At 71.7% G+C, this 22,447-nt stretch carries 20 protein-coding genes and 1 riboswitch; of the genes, 12 read left to right on the top strand and 8 right to left on the bottom strand.

Annotated elements, in window-relative coordinates; translation table 11 throughout:
* Nucleotides 1-95 precede the first annotated feature (95 nt).
* The 5 genes from IEY56_RS11450 to IEY56_RS11465 form a co-directional block, all read right to left on the bottom strand.
* A complete protein-coding gene (locus IEY56_RS11450) occupies nucleotides 96-1,850 on the bottom strand; it encodes an ABC transporter substrate-binding protein (RefSeq protein WP_189037022.1) in 1,755 nt (584 codons plus the stop codon).
* Between the two features lie 85 nt (nucleotides 1,851-1,935).
* Entirely contained in the window at nucleotides 1,936-2,937 is a 1,002-nt protein-coding gene (locus IEY56_RS11455) for an ABC transporter permease (protein ID WP_189037023.1), read from the bottom strand.
* A gap of 614 nt (nucleotides 2,938-3,551) precedes the next feature.
* Nucleotides 3,552-4,325 carry an enhanced serine sensitivity protein SseB C-terminal domain-containing protein gene (locus tag IEY56_RS11460; RefSeq protein WP_189037024.1) on the bottom strand — a complete coding sequence of 258 codons (774 nt, stop codon included), beginning with the start codon at nucleotides 4,323-4,325 and terminating at the stop codon, nucleotides 3,552-3,554.
* Nucleotides 4,322-4,450 (bottom strand): hypothetical protein, encoded by a 129-nt coding sequence (locus IEY56_RS28830; RefSeq protein ID WP_268241322.1) that lies wholly within the window; start codon nucleotides 4,448-4,450, stop codon nucleotides 4,322-4,324. Before IEY56_RS28830 ends, IEY56_RS11460 begins: the two co-directional genes overlap by 4 nt.
* Nucleotides 4,451-4,558: 108 nt before the next feature.
* Nucleotides 4,559-5,329, bottom strand: coding sequence for an enhanced serine sensitivity protein SseB (locus IEY56_RS11465; RefSeq protein WP_189037025.1), 771 nt, complete (start codon nucleotides 5,327-5,329; stop codon nucleotides 4,559-4,561).
* Between the two features lie 246 nt (nucleotides 5,330-5,575).
* Here IEY56_RS11465 and IEY56_RS11470 point away from each other — a divergent pair, with 246 nt between their 5' ends.
* Entirely contained in the window at nucleotides 5,576-6,613 is a 1,038-nt protein-coding gene (locus IEY56_RS11470; RefSeq protein WP_189037026.1) for a hypothetical protein, read from the top strand.
* A gap of 86 nt (nucleotides 6,614-6,699) precedes the next feature.
* On the opposite strand, the gene IEY56_RS11475 is transcribed toward IEY56_RS11470, so the two are convergent.
* Nucleotides 6,700-7,437: an AAA family ATPase gene (locus IEY56_RS11475; protein ID WP_373292068.1), complete on the bottom strand. Its 738-nt coding sequence runs from the start codon at nucleotides 7,435-7,437 to the stop codon at nucleotides 6,700-6,702.
* Nucleotides 7,438-7,666: 229 nt separating this feature from the next.
* Nucleotides 7,667-7,776: riboswitch (glycine riboswitch) on the top strand.
* A 137-nt stretch (nucleotides 7,777-7,913) separates the two neighbouring features.
* Here IEY56_RS11475 and gcvT point away from each other — a divergent pair.
* From gcvT to IEY56_RS11505, 6 genes are all read left to right on the top strand, one after another.
* The gene (gene gcvT, locus IEY56_RS11480) at nucleotides 7,914-9,071 is read left to right on the top strand and encodes a glycine cleavage system aminomethyltransferase GcvT (RefSeq protein ID WP_189037027.1); all 1,158 of its coding nucleotides are present in this window, start codon (nucleotides 7,914-7,916) and stop codon (nucleotides 9,069-9,071) included.
* A gap of 176 nt (nucleotides 9,072-9,247) precedes the next feature.
* Nucleotides 9,248-9,628, top strand: a complete 381-nt coding sequence (gene gcvH / locus IEY56_RS11485; protein WP_189037028.1) for a glycine cleavage system protein GcvH — start codon at nucleotides 9,248-9,250, stop codon at nucleotides 9,626-9,628.
* Nucleotides 9,629-9,714: 86 nt separating this feature from the next.
* Nucleotides 9,715-10,989, top strand: coding sequence for a serine hydroxymethyltransferase (gene glyA / locus IEY56_RS11490; RefSeq protein ID WP_189037029.1), 1,275 nt, complete (start codon nucleotides 9,715-9,717; stop codon nucleotides 10,987-10,989).
* Between the two features lie 197 nt (nucleotides 10,990-11,186).
* Complete coding sequence (locus IEY56_RS11495; protein ID WP_189037030.1) at nucleotides 11,187-12,584, top strand: L-serine ammonia-lyase; 1,398 nt, start codon at nucleotides 11,187-11,189, stop codon at nucleotides 12,582-12,584.
* 226 nt (nucleotides 12,585-12,810) lie between these two features.
* The gene (locus IEY56_RS11500) at nucleotides 12,811-13,800 is read left to right on the top strand and encodes an Acg family FMN-binding oxidoreductase (RefSeq protein ID WP_189037031.1); all 990 of its coding nucleotides are present in this window, start codon (nucleotides 12,811-12,813) and stop codon (nucleotides 13,798-13,800) included.
* Between the two features lie 207 nt (nucleotides 13,801-14,007).
* Nucleotides 14,008-14,475 (top strand): Rv1352/Rv1906c domain-containing protein, encoded by a 468-nt coding sequence (locus IEY56_RS11505; RefSeq protein WP_189037032.1) that lies wholly within the window; start codon nucleotides 14,008-14,010, stop codon nucleotides 14,473-14,475.
* A 75-nt stretch (nucleotides 14,476-14,550) separates the two neighbouring features.
* Here the strand turns inward: IEY56_RS11505 and IEY56_RS11510 are convergent, their stop codons facing one another.
* The gene (locus tag IEY56_RS11510; protein WP_189037033.1) at nucleotides 14,551-15,159 is read right to left on the bottom strand and encodes a response regulator transcription factor; all 609 of its coding nucleotides are present in this window, start codon (nucleotides 15,157-15,159) and stop codon (nucleotides 14,551-14,553) included.
* A 995-nt stretch (nucleotides 15,160-16,154) separates the two neighbouring features.
* On the opposite strand from IEY56_RS11510, the gene IEY56_RS11515 reads away from it, so the two are divergent.
* From IEY56_RS11515 to IEY56_RS11535, 5 genes are all read left to right on the top strand, one after another.
* Entirely contained in the window at nucleotides 16,155-16,592 is a 438-nt protein-coding gene (locus tag IEY56_RS11515; RefSeq protein WP_189037034.1) for a hypothetical protein, read from the top strand.
* Nucleotides 16,593-16,843: 251 nt separating this feature from the next.
* On the top strand, nucleotides 16,844-17,956 hold the full coding sequence (locus IEY56_RS11520) for a PP2C family protein-serine/threonine phosphatase (protein ID WP_189037035.1): 1,113 nt from the start codon (nucleotides 16,844-16,846) through the stop codon (nucleotides 17,954-17,956).
* Nucleotides 17,957-18,002: 46 nt separating this feature from the next.
* On the top strand, nucleotides 18,003-18,434 hold the full coding sequence (locus tag IEY56_RS11525; RefSeq protein WP_229711794.1) for a YciI family protein: 432 nt from the start codon (nucleotides 18,003-18,005) through the stop codon (nucleotides 18,432-18,434).
* A 297-nt stretch (nucleotides 18,435-18,731) separates the two neighbouring features.
* Entirely contained in the window at nucleotides 18,732-19,415 is a 684-nt protein-coding gene (locus IEY56_RS11530) for a class I SAM-dependent methyltransferase (protein WP_189037036.1), read from the top strand.
* A 391-nt stretch (nucleotides 19,416-19,806) separates the two neighbouring features.
* Nucleotides 19,807-21,159: an ABC transporter substrate-binding protein gene (locus tag IEY56_RS11535; protein ID WP_189037037.1), complete on the top strand. Its 1,353-nt coding sequence runs from the start codon at nucleotides 19,807-19,809 to the stop codon at nucleotides 21,157-21,159.
* 36 nt (nucleotides 21,160-21,195) lie between these two features.
* Here the strand turns inward: IEY56_RS11535 and manD are convergent, their stop codons facing one another.
* Entirely contained in the window at nucleotides 21,196-22,437 is a 1,242-nt protein-coding gene (gene manD, locus IEY56_RS11540) for a D-mannonate dehydratase ManD (RefSeq protein WP_189037038.1), read from the bottom strand.
* Nucleotides 22,438-22,447 lie beyond the last annotated feature (10 nt).

Below are 22,447 nucleotides of genomic sequence, written 5' to 3' on the forward strand. Positions count from 1 at the left end.
CCTCCGAGTTCGTCGGAGAGTTCCCGGGCCACCACAGCGGCCCTCACCTGCCCTTCGTGCCTAGCGGCGGGTGCGCCGGCGGAGCGGTCGGACGGTCACTTGACACCCAGCGTGGCGTAGTCGTACCTGCCACTGAACGCGTCGGTCGTGGAGATGTTCGTCAGGCGGCTGGAGCGCCAGATGATGTTCTTCTCGAACGTGAAGGGCAGGTAGTAAGCGCCCTTCATGACCTCGGCGTTGATCGCGGCGTACTTCTCCGCGGCCTTGTCCTTGTCGAGCTCCGCGATCGCGTCGGCGAACATCTTGTCGATCTTCGGGTCGTCGATCATGGCGTAGTTGTTGTTGCCGTTGTCCAGGATGTACTTGCTGTGCCACAGCGGCATGCCGTAACCCTGGCCGGACGGGAAGTCCGGGCCCCAACCCATGATGATGATCCCGTAGTTCTTCTTCTTGACGACGTCGGGGTTGCCGATGATGCCCGTCGTCTGCGCGCCGTCGTACTCGTCGACCTCGGCGGTGATGCCGATCTTCTTGAGCGACGCCTGCATGGCCTCGGCGGAGGCGACCTCGACCTGCTTGTTGTTGCGCACGGCGATGGTCGTCTTGAAGCCGTTCGGCTTGCCGCACTTCTTCAGCTCGGCCTTGGCCTTGGCGATGTCCGCCTTGCCCTCGTTCTTGGCGATGCCGTACGGGTCGTACTTCAGGTCCGAACCGGGCACCAGCGCGGGCAGCATGTTCGTGCCGATGTCACCGCCGGCGAGCGGGCCGCCGCGGGCGTTCTGTATCGACTTGTGGTCCGAGCCGTAGATCATCGCCTTGCGGCAGTGGATGTTGTCGAACGGCTTCACCGTCTGCGGGAAGACCGCGTAACGGATGTAGCCCGTGCTCGGGTTGTCGATGTTGCCCTTGTGCTCCTTCAGGGCTGTCTGACGGCCTGCCGCCTCCATGCCGGTGGCGTTGATGTCCAGGTCGTAGTCGCCGTTGATGAGACGCTTGTCCATCTCGTCGGCGTTCGTCAGCAGCGTGACCGTGATCTTGTCCGGCAGCGCCTTGCGGATGTTGTCCGAGGACTTCTTCCACTCCGGGTTGCGGACCAGCGTCAGCTTCTTGTTCGGCGTGTACGACTCGAACTTGTACGGGCCGTTGGAGAAGGGCTTCAGGCCGTACTTGGACTTGGTGTCCTTGTCCTTGCGCACCGGCGAGGCCGACGGCATCGCGAGCATCTGCTCGAAGTCACCGTTGCGCTTCGGCAGCTTGAAGACGATCTTCTTGTCGGTCGGCGTCTCGATGGCGTCGAAGCCGCCCTCGTCCTTGTAGGGACCCTTGTACTTGCCGTCCGGGTCGAGCGTGTCCTTGATGTAGATGGGACCGCCGGACAGCACGTCCTGCGCCCACTGCCGCTCGATGCCGTACTTGATGTCCTTGGAGGTGACGGGCTTGCCGTCCTCCCAGGTGATGCCGTCGCGCAGTTCGTACTCGTACGTCTTGCCGTCGTCGGAGATCTTCGCCTTCGACTTGGCGAGGTCCGGGACGAGCTCCGAGGACTCCTTGCCCGGCGCCGGCTTGCTCGTGATGAGGGTGCGGCTGTAGTAGCGCATGAAGTCCCAGGCGAAGCCGTAGTAGCCGCGCGTGGTGTCCCAGGAGTCGGCGTCCTGGGTACCGATGAACTTGAGCGTGCCGCCCTTCTTGTCCGACGCGTTGGCCAGCTTGCCGTTGGCCGCGTTGTAGCCGGGGGCCTTGCCCTCACTGTCGCTGCCGCTTCCGCCTCCGCAGGCGGCGGTGGACAGCAGCGCCGCGACCGCGACGGCCGACGCGGCGATTCTGCGCCTCGATGTGCGTTGGGTTGTCACGATCTCGAATCCTCCGTGTAGGTCACGGCCCGCACGGCTGCGCAGGCCCCGGGGGTCAGGACCTGCCGGCCCTGTGGGTGGGGGGTCAACGTGTCCCCTTGGGATCGAGCGCGTCGCGCACGCCGTCGCCGAAGAGGTTGAAGGAGAGAACGGTGATGAAGATGGCCACACCCGGCACCACCATGAACATCGGATCCGCCTCGTAGTAGCGCGTGGCCTGGGAGAGCATCTGCCCCCACGAAGCGGTCGGCGGCTTGACTCCCACACCGAGGAAGCTGAGCGCCGCCTCGGTGAGGATGTTGGTGGGGATCATCAGCGTCGTGTAGACGGTGATCGGCGCGATCAGGTTCGGCAGCAGCTCCTTGAAGAGGATGTAGCGCCGCCCTGCGCCGAGGCTGCGGGCCGCCTCCACGTACTCCCGCTCACGCAGCGAGAGCGTCTGGCCGCGGACGATGCGGCCGATGTACGGCCAGCCGAAGAAGCCGATCACCAGGATCATCACGGTCAGCCGGACCCCTGTGCCGGTGAGCCCGAACATCGAGTTCGGCACCACGGAGATCAGCGAGATGATGAAGAGCAGCTGCGGGAAGGCCAGCAGCATGTCCATCACGCGGCTGATGGCCGCGTCCAGCCAGCCGCCGAAGTAGCCCGCGAGAGCGCCCATTACGGTGCCGACGACGACGGCGACCATGGCGGAGAGGAAGCCGACGAGCAGCGAGACACGTGCGCCGTAGACGATGCGGCTGAAGAGGTCGCGGCCGTTGCCGGGTTCGACGCCGAGGAGATGGTCGGCGCTGATTCCGCCGAGCGCGCCCTTCGGGGTCTGGAAGAGCGGGTCGACCAGGTCCTCGTGGTGCTTGTCGGGCGGATGCCCCAGCACGCTCACGATGAGCGGCGCGAGCACCGCGACCGCGATCAGCAACAGGACCACGATGCCGCCGGTGAGAGCCAGTTTGTCGCGCTTCAAACGGTTCCACGCGATGCGTCCGAGAGACCGGCCTTCGATCGCCTTGCCGGTGGAATCGCCACCGAGAGCAGGATCGACGGGCGCGGTTTCCGCGGACGTGTCGTGCAGTGGTGCCGTCATCGTGGGGGACCCTCTCTCGGCCGGCGGTGACCGGCCACGCCCGCCGCTGTAGCGGCCAGTTCGCAAGCAGTGCCTACAGAAGGCCATCGGCCTCAACGGTCGGGAGTCTTCATCGGCCCCGCGATCACCCGCCAGTCCCCCTGGGGAAAGGATGCCTAACTGTGATGTGACGCGTCAGGTTCCGTTATACGAACGGAAGCTGGCGACTATCGGAGCCGGAACGGGCGGCGCACAGCACCCCCCACCTGCGGCTTCTCACCGGCCTCCGACCTCTACGCGCGTCCGCCCGCTCTCCCGCCCGGCGCCTCACGGGCCCCACGGGGCAGGGAAGTTGACCGCCGCCGCGGTCACCTCCGAACCGCTCCCGGAACGGCCTCCATTGGGACGTGGCGAGCCGTCCGGAAGCCCCTCTGCGGGTGCCCCCGGAGGGCACGAACGGGCGGAACGGATGCGCACGACGCACACGAAAACGGACACCGCCGGTGCGCCGCTCCGAGTGGCGGGCGAAGGCTCCCGGCGCGCGTGTAGGTCGCGCGTGGGCACCAGTACGTGCCCCCGGGCGCGGAAGCGCACCGGGCGACAGCGCACCCGGGGCGCCCGTGCGGGCGCGCGGGTCAGAACGGGCGCGGGTAGCCGTAGCCCTGGCCGGGGCCGGCCTGCTGGGCGGCGTGGGCCGCGGGCACGTCACGGTCGAAGAAGGGCCGGGAGTTGCGGCGGAGCCACATCGCCACCGGGTCGTAGTCGTCCGACATCGCGACGCTCGAGACGGGAAGCCCCTCGGGAACTGCGGCCACGGACTCGCGCATCATCTGCTGGGCCGACTCCACGGCGTGACGGCCCGTGTCGTAGAGATCCAGGCCGATCGCGAGATACGCGGCGCCCAGCGCGGGCTGCACCCAGCAGCGCCGCAGCGAGCGCACGGCCGGCGTGCGGTGCGCGTTCTGGCTGAGCAGCGCGTAGAACTGGGCGATGTCCAGGTTCGGTTCGGTGATGCGGAGCGGGCCGGCGGGAAGCTGGCCGAGGCCCTGGGCGACGCGGCGCAGGTCGAGCCACGGGACGCCGACACCGCCCCCCGGCGCGTGCGGGTTCAGCCAGATCCCCCACCGCTCGGGGAAGAGGGCTGTGGCGATCTCGCGGCCTGTCACCACCTCGTGCGCGCGGTCCCAGCCGGACGCCGCCAGCTCCTGCTGCGAGGTCACGCACGGCGCGTAGCCGTACCCTCCGACCTCCATGTTTCCGTACTGGGCGTCGGGGGAGCCCGGCTGGCCGTTCCAGAGCAGCATCCACACCTGGCTCTCGGCGAGCGCATCCAGCAGCGACTCGTAAGTCTCGTACCTCCCCGGCGTCACCTGCCCCAGCAGCTGCTCGAGGCCCGCACCCGCGCTCACCTGGCCGCCCTTTCTCCGCTGCCGCCCCGCCCGCTCGCCGCGCTCGCGCGGCCCGCCGGGAAGCGGTCCTGCTCGATGATCTGCTCCGGGCCCGCGCACGCGGCCCACCCCGTTGTCCCCGTCATCAAACCAGCTTACGAGCAGGGACCGACATCACGCCTCGTCCCGCAGCGCTAGACCTCAGGTGCGAGAAGCGGGTGCGGGGTGGCCTGGTACGGCCGGCGCACACGGTCTCAGGCCCGCGTGTAGAAGGGGCGCACGCACTGCCGCATCCACTCCACGACCGGGTCCTGCGCCGCGTCCAGCAGTACGAGCTGCACGAGCCATTCCACCGGGACGCGGCCCAGCGCGCGGCCCAGCGCGTCGTGGGCGGCCTGGCGGACCCCGGGGTCGAGGTCGTCCAGCTCGATGCCGATGAACAGCGCCGGGGCCTCGCCCTCGGTGCTGGCCAGGGCGCGCCGGGCGGTCCGCACGGCGGGCAGCGTCGAGAACTCGCCGGCGGCGGCGCCGAGGAAGTCCGCCGGCTCCTCCTGCCAGTCCGGCTCGAAGAGCCGCACCCGGGCTCCCCTGGCCACGCCCCAGGACGCCTGCTCGCCGGGGGTGTTGGCGCACAGCTCGGCCACCGCCTCGGGCGGCAGCGGCATCCCCACGGTGCCCTCGGGGTTCACGGCGATGCCCACCTGCGGCGGCAGCCCGCGGGCGAACTCCCGTGCGGGGGCGACCGTGAAGGACATGTGGTTCCCGACCACGTGCAGGAACTGCTGCTCGGAGCTGAAGACGGGGACGTACGGCGCCCCGTCCAGCTCGACCGTCGGCAGGTCCAGCGCGGCACTCGCGGGGCCGCCGCCCTCCGGCAGGGGCACCCAGACGCTGCTGCGGCCGAGTACTTCCAGCAGCCGGGCGCCCGCGTGGGGCACGTCGAGGGAGGCCGCGAGGGTTTCCTCCAGCTCGTTGCCTGGCCAGCCTCCGCCGTGGCCCGGTCCGTACTGCTGCGGAATGGTCATGGCGGCAACCCTAGATGAGCTTTCGAACAGCTCGGTCACAGGGAGCCGTTGTAGATCGACGGGAGGCAGTCGGACGGGTGGCGGACGCCCCTGTGCCCCCTGCGCGGAGGGCGGTCGCGGGCGAACGGGGCCGCCGTACGACGGGCCCCGTTCACGTATGGCCACCCTCCGGTTGCGCAGTGCGACGGGCCTGCGAATCGTGGGCACAGTCCCATCGCCTTGCACCGTTTTCGGAGGAACTGCACAATGCGCGCCACCAACGCGGCGTACGCCGCACTCACCCTCGCGCTCACGGGATCCCTGGCCGCCGGCCTCGCCGGCCCGGCCGCCGCCGCCCCCCACGCCCCGACCGCCTCCGGAAGCCGGGCACACGCGCCCGCGCAGCACGACGCGGAGCACGTCCACGTACTGCGCCTCCGCGCGCTGGGCGGCCTCGGCCGGCTGTCCGGGCTGGCGACCTCGTCCGTCGAGGTCCAGAACAACACCAGGGAGATGACGCCGGAGCAGCGGCGGCAGCTCGACTCGCAGCTGCGGGACGTCCGGGAGTACGTGGCCGGGTTCCGCACCGCGCGGACCCTGCCTGCGACCGGCGAGGGGCGGCAGCGCGACGAGAGGAAGGCCGTCCTCACCACCCGCGCCGCGCACGGCTTCCAGAGCTCACTGGAGCGGCTGTCGGGCCACCGCGCGGGCAGCGCGAAGGACCGCGAAGCGGCGTCGAAGGCCCTGCTCGACCGGCTGGAGGCGCTCAACACGGCGGCGCTGAAGGACCTGGGGATCGTCAGCGAGAAGGACGCCCGGGACGGTTCCGCGCCGAAGTCCGCGGTGACGCGGACGCTGATCGTCCGTCAGGCCCTCACTCCCGACCGTCTGGAGCGGTACGACGACCTGTCCGACGAGGTCGGCGATCTGCTGGAGGACGTCCAGGAATCGCCGGACGGACGGCTCTCCCGGAGGGACGCCGACGAGCACCACCAGGACATCCGGGAAGAGCTGTCGGAACTGCGCGACCGGAGCGGGGACCGCGAGTACGCGGCCCTCGAAGCGCTGGAGCTGCGCGCCGAGGCGCTGCTCGACAGCACGCGGGAAGGTGACACGCGGCGCAGCCGCGCGGAGGCCCGCCGCCTGGCGCGGGAGACGGTGCGGCTTCTCGCCACGGCTCCCGGCGGCCGGGCCGGCGCGTACGGGGACGCGGAGCGGGGCCGCCCGGACGGCTCGGACGAGCCGTCCGGTGTGGACGGCGTGCGGCAGTGGACGGGGAGGCTGCTCTCCTCGCTGCTGGACTGAGGAGGATGCGCCCGGCCGCCCCGTCGTTCCCTGCGGACGGCGGGGCGGCCGGGCGCAACGTTCGGCGGGGCGAGCGGGCGCATCGTTCACGAGCTGGGATTCAGCGCACCCGGCTCACTGCTTGACGGGGCCGCCCCCTGCCGCTCGGCTTGCTGGTCGAAGGCCACCCCGCGCAGCGCCGCGGCGGCTTCCCGGTCCAGCAGCACCACGGACGCGCACCCGCGCGGCAGGCGCCCGGCCTCGGCCTCGGCGAGGAGCTGCCGCACGGCCCTGCGGTGCCGGAGGAAGGCGTAGTCGGAGACGCGCCGCCCCCGCTGCTCCTGTCCGGCCAGGGCTGCCGACGGCGGTACGTCGAGAAGGACGAGATGCATCGCCCGGCCACGCCTGCGCGAGTCCCTTCCCAGCCAGTTGCGCACCCAGCTCTGGCTTCCGCAGTCGTGCACGATGACGCTCGCGCCGGAGGCCAGCGCGGCGCGCAGCCCCGCGTAGTGCGTGAGCCTGACCAGCGGCCGGTAGACGGCGTAGGGGAGCCAGCGGGGCAGCAGGGCCGACCAGCGCTCCCGTGCGTCCTGGGAGTCGATGCGGCGGACCGTGTCCGCCACGGCCACGACGCGGCGGATCAGCGTCGACTTCCCGCTTCCGGGGAGACCGGAGACCACCACCCTGTCGCCGGTCGGGAAGCGCAGCGTCCGTCTCGACGAGGTGCCGCGCAGATCGTGCCGGACGACCGGCGTGGACGCTTTCGTGGCGGAGGCGGCCCGCCCCTGCCGGGAGCCGGCTTGGGAGTATCCCCAGCCCGTCACCGTCGCGTACGTACTGCGCAGGCTGCCCACCTGATCGCCCTCCCCGAATAACGCCGCCGTACGGCGGCTCGCTCCGAGAGTGTCAAGAAACGGTAATGCGCATCAAGGCGGCGATTACCCCCCTGCGGGCGGCTGTTGGCCGTATGCGGCCGACCCTGCCCGCTCCCCCGCTGTTCTGCCCGCTGTCCGCACCGTCGACGCGTCTTCCGCGCCGTGCCATGATGTGCGGGCCAACTGCATACCGGCCGTTTGAATCCACGCGGGAGAGTTCCCGGCCGCGCGCAGAGCGCGGGCCCGCCGGGGCGCCGAAGGAGCAAGTCCTCCCTTGAATCTCTCAGGCACCGATACCGCGCAGGACGAGGCAGATCTGAAAAGCGGGCCGCCGTGCGGCTCCACCCAAGGTGCAAGCCACCCCCGCTCAGGGCTCGTGGCGAACCTCTCAGGTTCCGATGACAGATGGGGAGGACATCCGCGTCACCGAGTCACGGGAGCCTGACATGAGCGACACCAGCGAGACCGCCGCCGCGGGCGGCAGCCCCCGCACCACCGCCCTTGACGCCACTCACCGTGCGCTCGGCGCGACGATGACCGACTTCGCGGGCTGGGACATGCCGCTGCGGTACGGCAGCGAGCGCGACGAGCACGTCGCCGTGCGCACCCGCGCGGGGCTGTTCGACCTCTCCCACATGGGCGAGATCACCGTCGAGGGCCCTCAGGCCGGCGAGCTGCTGGACTACGCCCTGGTGGGCAACCTCTCGGCGCTGAAGACGGGCCGCGCCCGCTACACCATGATCTGCGACGGTCAGGGCGGCATCCTCGACGACCTCATCGTCTACCGCACGGGCGAGCAGCGGTACATGGTCGTGGCGAACGCCGCCAACGCCCAGGTCGTGCTGGACGCGTTGCACGAGCGCGGCACGGGCTTCGACGCGACAGTCCGCGACGACCGGGACGCCTACGCGCTGATCGCCGTGCAGGGCCCCGAGGCCGCCGGCATCCTCAAGGCGCTCACCGACGCCGACCTCGACGGCCTGAAGTACTACGCGGGCCTTCCGGGCACCGTGGCCGGGCGCGAGGCGCTCATCGCCCGTACCGGCTACACCGGTGAGGACGGCTTCGAGCTGTTCGTCTCCCCTGCCGACGCCGTCGCCGTCTGGGAGGCGCTCACCGAGGCGGGCACCCCGGTGGGGCTGGTGCCCTGCGGGCTGAGCTGCCGGGACACGCTCCGCCTGGAGGCCGGTATGCCGCTGTACGGGCACGAACTGTCCACGCGGACCACACCGTTCGACGCGGGGCTCGGCCGCATCGTGAAGTTCGAGAAGACCACCAACGACGGTTCCTTCGTGGGCCGCGAGCCCCTGGAGGCCGCCGCCGCGCGTGCCGAGGAGGCGCCCCCGCGGAAGCTGGTCGGCCTCATCGCGGAGGGCCGCCGGGTGCCGCGCGCCGGGTACGCCGTGGTCTCCGCCGCAGACGGCTCGGTCATCGGCGAGGTGACCTCCGGGGCTCCCTCGCCGACTCTCGGCAAGCCGATCGCCATCGCCTACGTCGACGCGGCACACGCCGAGCCCGGCACGGAGGGCGTCGCGGTGGACATCCGCGGCAAGCACGAGCCGTACGAGGTCGTGGCGCTTCCCTTCTACAAGCGGCAGCGCTGACCCGGCCGGGCCGGAGTCGCCGATCCCACAGTGCCGGGTGTCGTGGCCGCGGCCCCGCCTGGGAAGGATCACCTCCGTGCCCGGCCGCCCCGGTCCGCAGGTCCGCGCGTGCGGCGCCCGTCCCACTGGCCAAGACCGTTTTCCTCCGTCCCCCTCACATCCAGGAGAATCGCACCATGAGCAACCCTGAGCAGCTGCGTTACAGCAAGGAGCACGAGTGGCTGTCGGCCGCCGAGGACGGCGTCTCGACGGTCGGCATCACCGCGCACGCCGCGGACGCCCTCGGCGACGTCGTCTTCGTCCAGCTCCCGGAGGCGGGCGAGTCCGTCACCGCGGGCGAGCCCTGCGGTGAGCTGGAGTCGACGAAGTCGGTGAGCGATCTGTACGCACCGGTCTCCGGCGAGATCACCGAGATCAACCAGGACGTCGTGGACGACCCGGCCCTCGTCAACTCCGCACCCTTCGAGGGCGGCTGGCTGTTCAAGGTACGGATCTCGGACGAGCCGGAGGGGCTGCTCTCCGCCGAGGAGTACACCGCCTTCGCATCCGGCAGCTGACCGCGCGCCGCGCCCCTTCCATCCGCCCGAGTCCCCGTCCACTGCCCGCCACAGTGCCTGCCCGGCCCGCCACTAGGGATGGTTCCATGTCGCTTCTGAACAGCTCACTCCACGAGGTGGACCCGGACGTCGCCGCCGCGGTCGACGCCGAACTCCACCGCCAGCAGTCCACCCTCGAGATGATCGCCTCGGAGAACTTCGCTCCGGTCGCCGCCCTGGAGGCCCAGGGCTCGGTCCTCACCAACAAGTACGCCGAGGGCTATCCGGGCCGCCGCTACTACGGCGGCTGCGAACACGTCGACGCCATCGAGAACATCGCGCGTGAGCGCCTCAAGGAGCTCTTCGGCGCCGAGGCCGCGAACGTGCAGCCGCACTCCGGCGCCTCCGCCAACGCCGCCGCGATGTTCGCGCTGCTCAAGCCGGGCGACACGATCATGGGCCTCGACCTGGCGCACGGCGGGCACCTCACGCACGGCATGAAGATCAACTTCTCCGGCAAGCTCTACAACGTCGTCGCCTACCGCGTCGACGAGGAGAGCGGCCGCGTCGACATGGACAACGTCGAGCAGCTGGCCCGCGAGCACCGCCCGCAGTTGATCATCGCCGGCTGGTCCGCGTACCCGCGCCAGCTCGACTTCGCCGCCTTCCGCCGCATCGCGGACGAGGTCGGCGCGCTGCTGATGGTCGACATGGCGCACTTCGCCGGCCTGGTCGCCGCGGGGGTGCACCCCTCTCCCGTGCCGTACGCGGACGTCGTCACCACCACGACGCACAAGACGCTCGGCGGTCCCCGCGGAGGCGCGATCCTCTCGAAGAAGGAGTACGCGAAGAAGATCAACAGCGCGGTCTTCCCGGGCCAGCAGGGCGGTCCGCTGGAGCACGTCATCGCGGCGAAGGCAGTCTCCTTCAAGGTCGCGTCGAGTGACGAGTTCAAGGAGCGCCAGCAGCGCACCCTGGACGGCGCCCGGCTGCTCGCCGAACGGCTCATGAAGCAGGACGCGGTCGACGCGGGGATCTCCGTGCTCTCCGGCGGCACCGACGTGCACCTCGTCCTGGTCGACCTGCGCAACAGCGAACTGGACGGCCAGCAGGGGGAGGACCGGCTCCACGAGATCGGCATCACGGTCAACCGGAATGCGGTGCCCAACGACCCCCGGCCGCCCATGGTCACCTCCGGCCTGCGCATCGGCACGCCCGCGCTGGCCACCCGCGGTTTCCAGGAGGAGGATTTCCGGGAGGTCGCCGACATCATCGCCGAGGCGCTGCTGCCGACCTTCGACGAGGAGAAGGGGAAGTCGCTGATGGCACGCGTCAGCGCTCTCGCGGACAAGCACCCGCTCTACCCCGGACTGGGCAAGTAGCCGGGAGCGGGTGACCTCACGCCGTAGGGCGGCGCCGTGACGCGGCGCCGCGACCGGAGGGCACGCCGCAGGCATACCGCTGCGGCGCCCCCCGGCCGGCACCGGGGGCGGCCCCGGCCGCTGAAGCCGGGGCCTGCCGCCGCGCTCCACCGCACCGAACCGCTCCGAACCGCACGCAAGGAAAGGAGGCCGCCGCCATGGCGATCTCCGTCTTCGACCTCTTCTCCATCGGCATCGGCCCGTCCAGCTCCCACACGGTCGGCCCGATGCGCGCAGCCCGCATGTTCGCCCGGCGACTGAAGAACGAGGGCGTCCTGGCGCACACCGCGTCGGTGCGGGCGGAGCTGTTCGGTTCTCTCGGTGCGACGGGGCACGGGCACGGCACCGCCAAGGCCGTGCTGCTGGGGCTGGAGGGCGAGACCCCGCGCGACGTCGACGTGGAGACCGCCGACGAGCGGGTGGAGGCCGTCCGCTCCTCGAAGCGGCTGCGGCTGCTGGCGGCGGACATAGGGGACGCCCACGAGATCGCGTTCGACGAGCAGTCCCAACTGCTCCTGCACAGGCGCAAGTCGCTCCCGTACCACGCCAACGGGATGAAGCTCTTCGCCCACGACGCGTCCGGCGGCCTGCTGCTGGAGAAGACCTACTACTCGGTGGGCGGCGGCTTCGTCGTCGACGAGTCCGTGCTCGACGAGGGGGACGGCGCCGCCAGCCCCATCAAGCTCGACGACACCGGGCTGCGCCATCCGTTCCGCACGGGCGACGAGCTGCTCCGCCTGACCCGCGAGACGGGCCTGTCCATCTCCGGGCTGATGCTGGAGAACGAGAAGGCGTGGCGCACGGAGGAGCAGATCCGGGCCGAACTCCTGGAGATCTGGCGCGTCATGCAGGAGTGCGTGCGGCGCGGCCTCACCCGCGAGGGCATCCTGCCCGGCGGGCTCAAGGTGCGCCGCAGGGCCGCGACGGCCGCCCGCCAGCTGCGTGCGGAGGGCAGCCGCGAAGTGCACGCGATGGAGTGGCTGACGCTCTACGCGATGGCGGTGAACGAGGAGAACGCGGCAGGCGGACGGGTCGTCACCGCGCCGACGAACGGCGCGGCCGGGATCATCCCGGCGGTGCTGCACTACTACACCGAGTTCGTGCCCGGCGCCGACGAGGACGGCATCGTGCGGTTCCTGCTGGCCGCGGGAGCGATCGGGCTGCTGTTCAAGGAGAACGCTTCGATCTCGGGCGCCGAGGTCGGCTGCCAGGGCGAGGTCGGCTCGGCCTGCTCGATGGCCGCGGGCGGCCTCGCCGAGGTGCTGGGCGGCGGTCCCGAGAAGGTGGAGAACGCCGCGGAGATCGGCATGGAGCACAACCTCGGGCTGACCTGCGACCCCATCGGCGGCCTCGTCCAGATCCCCTGCATCGAACGGAACGGCATGGCCGCGGTGAAGGCCGTCACCGCCGCCCGTATGTCGCTGCGCGGGGACGGCCGCCACCACGTCTCCCTCGACAAGGCCATCAAGACCATGAAGGCCACCGGCGCCGACATGAAGGTCAAGTACAAGGAGACGGCGCGGGGCGGGCTCGCCGTGAACGTCATCGAGTGCTGAGCGGCCCGATCCCCCGGTGAGCACGGGTCGTCCGGGCGAACCCGCCACCCCCGCTCGGCTCCCTTCGCCGCTCCCTCCGCCTTCGCCTCGGCGGCGCCCGGTGCGTCCGGCCCCTTCACCTCAACGCTCCCGCCCGCCTCGGACCGCGACCGGGGCGGCTGCCGTAGAAACGGGAAGGCCGCCGCCTGCGGCACCCACGGCCCACCACACCCGGGAGAGGCGCGACATGCCGGTGCCACCACTCGACGCGAAGACCGCCGAAGCCCTCGTGGGCGACGCCACAGCGGCCCCGTCCATGCACAACGCCCAGCCGTGGCGGTTCCGTCTGCTCTCCCGCGAGCGCACCCTCCAGCTCCGCGCCGACCTCGAACGCGCCATGCCCCGGAGCGATCCCGACCACCGGGCGCTCCATCTCGGCTGCGGCGCCGCCCTGTTCAACTTGCGCGTCTCCGCCGCCCACGCCGGTCTGGATCCCCGGACCCGGCTGCTTCCCGACGACGAGGACCCCCTGCTGCTCGCCTCCGTCCGCCTGGCCGAGGCCACGGTTCCGGACGCGGGCCTCGCCCGGCTCCATCCCGCCGTCCGCCGCAGGCACACCAGCCGCTACCCGTTCGACGAGCGGGAGATCCCGGCGGCGCTGAAGGAGGCGCTAGCCGACGCCGCCCGCGAGGAGGGCGCACGGCTGGTCTTCCCCGGCCCGTGGCACGTCGAGACCCTCCTCGACCTCGTCCGCGACGCGGAAGGCCACGACACCCTGGACCCGCGCGGTTTCGAGGACGTGGCCCGCTGGACCCGCATCGGCGCCGCCGAGGCAGGCACGGCCACCGACGGCGTCCCCGAGTACGCCTTCGGCCCGCGCAAGCACGACGGCAAGGCCCCCGTACGGGACTTCGCCGGCCGGCGGCGCGTCGCCGACCGGGACACGACCACGTTCGAGCACACCCCGCAACTCGCCCTGCTGGGCACGGGCGGCGACCGCCCGGCCGAGTGGCTGCGCGCCGGGCAGGCCATGGAACGCGTACTGCTCCTGGCCACCCTCGAGGGCCTCGCGACCTCGCTCACCTCGCACGCCCTGGAACGGCCCGAACTGCGTCCCCTGGCCCGCGACTCCCTTTCCGCCGTCGGCAACGTCCAGATGGTGCTGCGCCTCGGCTACGGACCCCAGGGCCCCGGGACGCCGCGCCGGCCGGTCCGCGAGGTCCTCGACGAGCGGTGAACGCCCGGTACGGCGAACCCTTGGACCGGGCAGCCCCCGGTACGGCGAACGCCCCGCCCGGCCGCAGAACGCGGGAGCGCGCGCGATGACCCGGCCGGGGGCGTCTCCGGGTGCGGTGGACCACGCCGCGATGCAGCCTGATACCGGGCGGAACGGCGCCGGCCTCCTCCCCTCCGGCCCCGGGCAGCCGCCCGCAGGAGGGACGCCATGACCCAGTGGAACCGGCCGGACCAGCCCCCGCACCATCCGCACCGCCGCAAGAAGTCCAGCAAGGGGAAGATCCTGGGCTTCGGCTGCCTCGGCCTGATCGCGGTGATCGCCGTCATCGTCGTCATCACCGTCGTAGCCATGGGAGGCGAGGAGAGCGGCGGGCCCGCCCCGGACGAGACGTCGGCGACGCCGACCGAGCGCAGCCCCGAGCCGACGGCCGAGGACACCGCGAAGAGCTACGGCGACGGGGACTACACCGTCGGCAGGGACATCCCGGCGGGCACGTACGAGAGCGCCGGCGCGAAAGAAGACATCGTCGAGGGCTGCCTCATCACGACCGAGCCGAAGGGCGACAAGCTGCCCCAGACCAAGACCGCCGACCGGAACGAGAGGGTCGTCATCACCCTGTCGGCCGCGGACGGGACGCTCACCGTGCAGGGTTGCGAGCCGCTGCGGCGCCGGTGACACCACGGCCGGCCGGGCCCTGCGCGCCCCGTCCCGTCAGTCAGGTTTCCGACGGGACGGAGTGCGGCGCCGATCTCAGATCCAGCCGTAGCGGCGGGCGGCGTGCACGGCTTCGTGCCTGTTGGCGACCTCCAGCTTCCCCATGATGTCCGAGAGGTAGTTGCGCACGGTCCCCGGGCGCAGCGCGGCCCGCTGGGCGATCTCCCCGATCGGGGCCCCGTCCGCGGCCAGGGTGAGGATGTCCGCCTCGCGCCGCGTGAGCGGCGAGTCCCCCGAGGAGAGCGCGTCCGCCGCCATGTCCGGGTCGACGTACTGGGAGCCCCGGTGGACGTCCCTGATGATGTCCGCCAGCCGCTGCGCGGAGGTCGTCTTGGGGACGAAGCCCCGCGCTCCCGCCTCCAGCGCGGACTTGAGGTATCCGGGTGCCGCGTGTGACGTGAGCACCACGCAGCGGGTGGCGGGCACGGCGCTCTGCAGGTCGCGGGTGACGGAGATGCCGTCCTTGCCGGGCATGTGCAGGTCCAGGACGCAGACGTCGGGACTGCGGGTGCCGGCGAGCTCCAGTGCCGCCGTGCCGTTGTCGGCCTCAGCCACCACTTCGATGTCGTTCTCGAGGGCGAGCAGGGCCGAGAGGGCCCCGAGGATCAGGTTCTCGTCATCAGCCAGGAGGACGCGTATGGCCACGGCTCAGTCCTTCGGGGAGTGGGAGCGGGTGCGTTGCGATGGGAGGGCTCGATACGCGGTCGGCAGCACGGACGGCCGGCAGTGCGGTCGTCCGGCATCGTCGCCTCGCGGTCCGGCCCGGCGGTCGTGCCGTCCCCCTGGCCGATGGGGGCGGAACGCACAGCCCGGTCGGTGCCGGGTTCCCCGTGGGCGCGTCCATCCCCGGAACGTGCCGCGAGGATGCGGAGATCGGGGGTGCGGGAGAGCGGTGCTACGGCGTTCCCGCTGCGAGGAGCGCGTGCCCTCGCGTCCCGCCGCCGTGTGCCTGTGAAGGGGCGCCGCCGGCCGGAGGCCCGGCAGCGCCCCGGACGCCCGCTGGACCACCTGACGCCCTTCGCGTGGCGCCGCGGCGCTCCGGGGCGCGGGCTTGTGACGCGTGCTCAGTCTCGGTGGTTTCCACGCGTCAATTGTCGTCAACCGGCCGGATCCGGCGCGTGACGAGGTGCATCAAACGCTTGGCCGAACGTCATAACAAGACCATGACAGATGCCAGTTAACCGGAGGTAGACACTCCGCATATGGCCACGGGAGGTACGTCCAGGGGTCTGGCGTCGGCCTCATTCCGCTCCGCGAAGCGCTGCGACTGAACCTCTGGCATCTCAAATCCCATACTCGAGGCATAAGTTGACCAATGGCGAACCCTGACGCCCGTCACACGCGACCCGTGACCGGCGTCGAAAAGCGGACAGAGGCGGCCATTCGTGCCGTCATCCACGTCATACGCGCCCCAGTTCCCTTCTGCTTCACCCCCTCCGTGACCGGCGTCACGTATGACGGGCTGCTGACCAGGACCGAATACGCGATCCGTGCCGCGAGCGCCATCGCCACCACACTGAGGGACGCGGTGCGTGGCCCGGGCACGGGATGGCGTCTCGCCGGCGTCGCCATGATCGCCACCACGGTCGCCGCTCAGCAACCGCACCAGCTCTTCGACCGCATCCGCACGAAGGACCCCGTTGAGCGCCGTCCCCAACTGGCGGTTCTTCGCCCCGCATCCGGCGGTGCACGACTTCCACCTGCTCTACCGGACCCTCTCGGCCGACGACGGGACGCCGGAGTGGACGCGGCTGTCGCTGACGCCCGACCGCACGGTCCAGCACGCGATCTGGTTCCCCGGCCACAGGCTCGGCAAGGCGATCTTCGACGTGGGCGACGAGATCCTCCGCCACCAGTCGGAGGGCTTCGCGGTCCTGACGAAGCTTCCCTCGTACCGCATCCTCGTGGACTGTCTGCGCCGCGAGATCCGGGAGTCCGCGGAGAGTCCGCAGCCGAAGGGCTTCCGGTTCGCCTTCGCCCGCTCCACCGGCTACGACATGAGCGAGGAGCCGGAGATGATGTTCATCTCCCCCTATACCCCGATGGACCCGGTCCCCAGCCACGTACGGGCGGGTTGACCGGCACTCCTCGGGTAGAGGGGCGCGCGTGGCCGCGTCCCCCGCCCCCGTCGGGGACACACGGAACGCGCGCCCCGCCGGACGCAGCACGTCCAAGGCCCGCGCACGCCGGAGGCGCCGCAGGCGGGAGGCTTCGACGGCCGGCGCCCCGGGCAGGCGTCCGCGGTGCCAGGCTCCGGCCCCGCGGGCCCGTCCGGGATCGCCCCGTTCCTCCCGGTGCGCGGCCTTCACCGGCGGTGTACAGAAGAGGTATGGCGCTAAGTTTCGTTGATCTACGGCGGTCCCTGCGGGCGAGCCGGGCGGCGGTGCTCCTCCCGGTCGCACTGCTGATCACGATCGTGGTTGTCGACGTCCTCGCGCCTCCCCACATCCATCTCGGACCCCTGCTGGTCGCGGCGCCCGCGATCACGCCCGCCTTCGGCGGCCCCCGCCTCACTGCCTTCGTCGCTGTGCTCGCGGTGGCGGCACAGGCGGTCATCGCGCTGCTGCGCGACGAGCGCCAGCTCTTCTCGGCCAACCACCAGGCGCAGCTCGTCGCGCTGGTCGTGGTCGGCGCCAGCCTCGTGCTGTTCTGCCTGCTGCGCGAGCGGCGGAATCGGGAGCTGCGGCAGGTCCGCTACGTCTCCGAGACGGCTCAGCGCCTCATCCTCAGGCCGCTGCCCAGGAAGATCGGCCCGCTCAAGATCGCCTCTCTTTATCTCGCCGCGGATGCCGAAGCGCGTATCGGCGGGGACGTGTACGCGGCCGAGCGCACCGACTCCGGTACGCGCCTGCTCATCGGCGACACCCGCGGCAAAGGCATGCCCACCGCCGCCGATGCCGCGCTGCTTCTCGACGCGTTCCACCTCGCGGGGCACCGCCAGGCGCCCCTCGACGCGCTGGCGGCGCATCTGAACAGCAGCGTCACGTGGAGCCTCGCCGACAGCACCGAGAGCGACGGGCCCGGCGAAAGCTTCATCACGGCCGCGATCCTCGAGATCCCCGACGAGGACGAGACCGTCCGCATGGTCGACTGCGGTCACCCTCCGCCCATCGTCGTGCGCGACGGCCGCGTGTCCACCGTCGAGGCCCCCCGCCCGGCGCCCCCCATGGGCCTCGGCGAACTGTCCGCCGCGCACTTCCACGTGGAGGAGTTCACCCTCGGCGCCGGAGACAGGCTGCTGCTGTACACGGACGGCGTCACGGAGGCCCGCGGCCCGGAAGGGGCCTTCTATCCGCTGGCCGCACGCATGGGCAGCTGGACGGACTGCCACGTGGAGGCACTGCTGCACCACCTGAAGCGCGATCTGCTCGCCCACACCGGCGGGCGGCTCGGGGACGACGCAGCCCTCGTCGCGGTGGAGCGGCAGCGGACCTCCGCGTAGTGGCCCCGCTCGCCGGGCCGGGTGCGCGCGGGGGCGGCCCGTACGGGTGCTCACCGGCGCCGGCGGGGACCCCACCGGCAGCGTGCACGTGGTCGACCTGCCCGGCCCGGAGGCCGCCCGTGCCTTCGCCTTCGACGAGCCGGGATACCAGACGGGCGTGTACCGGGACGTGCTCCTGCGGCGGTGGCGCAACCTGCTCGGTCACACGATGTGGGACTTCCCCGGCGGGCGGAGCGGCGGGAGCCGCTGTCTGGTGCTCGGCCTCGGCGCGGGCGAGGCCGCCGACACCGCCGTACCGCCCGACCGGGACGAGCTGATCGCGTACGGGCCACTGCTGTCCGACGACGGAGGCACCTGGGTGGGCACCGCCGTACTGCTCCGGGCGCCGGGTGGTGCGGCGGCGCGCGCCGTCCTCACTCCGGACGCCTACGCGGAAGTCGGCGTGCACAGCTGGCAGTTCGGGGGGCGCCCCTCCTGACCGGGGCGTCCGTCCGGCGGCGGCGGACCCGGGGCGGGGAAGCGGAGGGCGGCCGCGCACCGGGACGGGAGTGGCCGGTGCGACCGAAGGAGCTGCTGTGTGGGTCTCGTCTCCGTACCGCAAACCCGTCTTCGTGGCCGCTGGGGCCGTGGGTACGGTGGGGCCGCAAGCGCACTGGGCCACTCGGCGCCGTCGTACCGCCACCGCTTCGGGCTGCGCGCGAGCCGGCCGCGTCTCCAGGGATCCGTGCGCGCAGCGAGACTTTCGGAACGCACCGACGAACGATCCCGAGAGGCCATGAGTTTGACGAGCGAGACCGGCACCATGCTCCGCGAGTTCCTGCGGTCGCCCATCGACACCGGCGCAGTGGCCCCCAGCTCCCGCAGACTCGCCGAAGCCGTGACGGCCCCCGTACCGGAACGCGGGGACCCCGTGGTGGTGGAGCTCGGTCCTGGCACGGGTGCCTTCACCGGAACCATCCAGGAGCAGCTGCGCGGACGCGGACGCCATCTCGCGATAGAGATCAACCCGCAGCTGGCCGGCAGGCTCAGCGACCGCTTCCCGCGTGTCGAGGTGCTCAACGCCCAGGCCGCACAGCTTCCGCAGCTGCTCGCAGAGCGGGGCCATGACAGGGCCGACGTCGTCGTCAGCGGCCTGCCCTGGGCCTCGTTCCCGCGGACAGTGCAGTCGGAGACCCTCTCGGCCATCAGCCGGGTGCTGGCGCCGGAGGGCGCCTTCACCACGTTCGGATACCTGCACGCGAGGCGCCTCGCTCCGGCGCTCCGCTTCCGGCGCATGCTCCACGAGGCGTTCGAGGAAGTCGTCGCGGGCCGCACCGTGTGGGGCAATCTGCCGCCCGCGCTCGTCTACCACGGCAGGCGTGCGCGCAAGGCGGCTCCCCTCCTCGGCGCCGCCTCCGGCGGCCCCTCCCCCGTGGGTCTCGCGCCGTTCCCCCGCCGGCACTCCCCGTCGGCCGGCTGAGCGCCCGGACGGCACCGCGCGTATGCCGGCACGCCGTATCCGTGCGGTACGAGTCCCCTCCCCGGGGCGCCGTCCACATCCGGCCGCGGAGCGGCACGACCTTCCCTTCCCGACCGGCCACGAGCCGCGCCGCGCACCGGACCGCACGCGGGCGTCCCCGGCGGCGGGGGCGGACGGCCGCGGCGCGCCCTCCGGGAGCCCCCCGCAGTCCGGAGGGGGAACGGAGCCCTCCGGAGCAGGCGGAAGCAGGCGCGATCGCCGTCGGTCCGGGCCGGATCACACCCCGTCCGGGCATGTAGAACTCTCCGGGCGGCACGGCTCCCCGCACCGGGGCAGCCGGCGGACGCCCTCGCCGGACCACGGAACGATCACGACGAGGAGAGCAGTGGGAATGTCCTTACTCGAAGGAAGAGCGGCACGCGGCACGGCGGCGGCCGTCGCGCTCGCGGGCATGCTGACGGCGTGCGGCCTGGACGAGGGCCCGCCCGACGAGCGCGTCGTCCGGGTGCTGATGGTCGACAACCCGCAGATGCAGGAGCTGGAGAAGCTCACAGCCCGCCACTTCACGAAGAGGACGGGCATCGAGGTCGACTTCACGCCTCTGCCCGAGAACGAGGTGCGGAAGCACATACACGACGACTTCTCCGCGCAGTCCGGCCGCTACGACGTCGCCACCGTCAGCAACTTCGAGACGGAGACCTACGCCGACCGCGGCTGGCTGAAACCGCTCGACCCGTACATAGCGGAGGACCAAGCGTTCGACCAGTCCGACATCCTGCTCCCGCTGCAGCTCTCCCTCAGCGGCGGGGACGGCAAGGTCTACGCGGAGCCGTTCTACGGCGAGTCGTCCTTCCTGATGTACCGCAAGGACGTCTTCGAGCAGCTCGGCCTGGAGATGCCCGCCCGGCCCACCTGGAAGGACGTGGCCGAGCTGGCCGAGAAGGCCGACCGGCCGGAGAAGGGCATGACCGGGATCTGCCTGCGCGGGCTCCCCGGGTGGGGCGAGATGACCGCCCCGTTCACCACCGTCGTGAACACCTTCGGCGGCACCTGGTTCGACAAGCGCTGGAACGCGCGTCTGACGTCCCCCGCGTTCAGGAAGGCCGCGGAGTTCTACGTCGGTCTCGTACGCGAGTCCGGCGAGCCGGACCCGTCCCGTACCGGGTACGCCGACTGCCTGCGCAACATGAAGCGCGGCAAGTCCGCCATGTGGTACGACGCGACCGCCGGGGCCGGTTCCCTGGAGGCCGCCACGTCGCCCGTCAGGGGCAAGATGGGGTACGTGCCCGCTCCGGTCGAGAAGACCCGCTCCTCCGGGTGGCTCTACACCTGGGCATGGGGCATCCAGAAGTCGTCGGACAGGCCCGGCGACGCGTGGAAGTTCATCTCCTGGGCCTCCAGCAAGGAGTACGAGGCCCTCGTCGGCCGCGAGTTCGGCTGGGCCAACGTGCCCGCTGGCAAGCGGAGTTCGACGTACGACCGGCCCCAGTACAGGAAGGCCGCGGGCGCCTTCGCCGAGGTCACCGAGGAGGCCATCCGCGACGCGGACCCGCGGAGCCCGGGCGTGCAGGAACGTCCCGCCCCGGGCATCCAGTTCGTCGGCGTCCCCGAGTTCACGGCCCTGGGCGACAAGGTCTCCGAGGAGCTGAGCGCGGCCATCGCGGGCGAACAGAGCGTCGACGACGCGCTGCGCAAGGGGCAGCGGGAGGCGGAGAGGGTCGGCGCCGGGCACAGGAAGCGCTGACCCTCCCCTCTACGCGCGGGATGCGCGGTGCCGCGGTCACCAGTCGTGCACGGTGCCGTCCGCGAGCCGGTTCACGGGCAGGTACGCGGGCTCGTACGGGAAGCTGCCCGCCGCGTCCAGGTCGAGTTCGACCCCCAGACCCGGGGTGTCCGACGGATGCAGCAGGCCGTCCTCGAAGGTGTAGGAAGTGCGGAAGACCTCCAGGGAGTCCGGCGAGTGGCGCATGTACTCCTGGATGCCGAAGTTGTGCACGGCGAGGCCGAGATGGAGCTGCGCCGCCATGCCCACGGGGGAGATGTCCGTCGGGCCGTGCATGCCGGAGCGGATGCCGTACACGGCCGCCATGTCGAGCAGCTTCTTCATGGCGGTGACACCCCCTGTGTGGGTGACCGCGGAGCGCACGTAGTCGATCAGCCGCTCGGCGAGCAGCGTGGTGTAGTCGTGCACCGAGTTGAAGACCTCGCCGATGGCCAGCGGCGTCGTGGTGTGCTGCCGGATCAGCCGCAGCGCCGCCTGGTCCTCGCCGGGGGTGGCGTCCTCCAGCCAGAACAGGTCGTACGGTTCGAGCGACTTGCCCAGCTTCGCCGCCTGGATCGGCGTCATCCGGTGATGCCCGTCGTGCAGCAGCGGCAGTTCGGGCCCGAACTCCTCGCGGACCGCTTCGAACACGGACGGCACGTGGCGCAGGTACGCCCGGGTGTCCCAGGTCTCCTCCACCGGCAGCACCGGCCCCCCGGTCACGCGGCGCGCGGGCTCGTAGTCGTAGCGCTCGCCCGAGCCCGCCGCGGAGGACGCCACTCCGTAGACCGAGTCGAGTCCGGGGATGCCGGTCTGCACGCGGATGGCGCGGTAGCCGTCCGCCAGGTGGGCCCGTACGGAGTCGAGGAGTTCGGGCACGTCGCGGCCCGACGCGTGACCGTAGGCGAGCGCGCCGCGGCGGCTCGCGCCGCCCAGCAGCTGGTACAGCGGCATGCCGGCCGCCTTGGCCTTGATGTCCCACAGGGCCGTGTCGACGGCGGCGATCGCGGCCATGGTGACGGGGCCGCGCCGCCAGTACGCGCCGCGGTAGAGGTACTGCCAGGTGTCCTCGATGTTGCGGGCGTCCCGTCCGATCAGCAGCGGCGCCACGTGGTCGCGCAGGTAGGAGGCGACGGCGAGCTCGCGGCCGTTGAGAGTGGCGTCGCCCAGACCGGTGACGCCGTCGGCGGTCACCAGTCGCAGGGTGACGAAGTTGCGCCCCGGGCTGGTCACGACGGTCTCGGCGGACTCGATGTTCATCGTGGAGCTG

This window comes from Streptomyces daqingensis (assembly GCF_014645895.1).
Taxonomy (GTDB): domain Bacteria; phylum Actinomycetota; class Actinomycetes; order Streptomycetales; family Streptomycetaceae; genus Streptomyces; species Streptomyces daqingensis.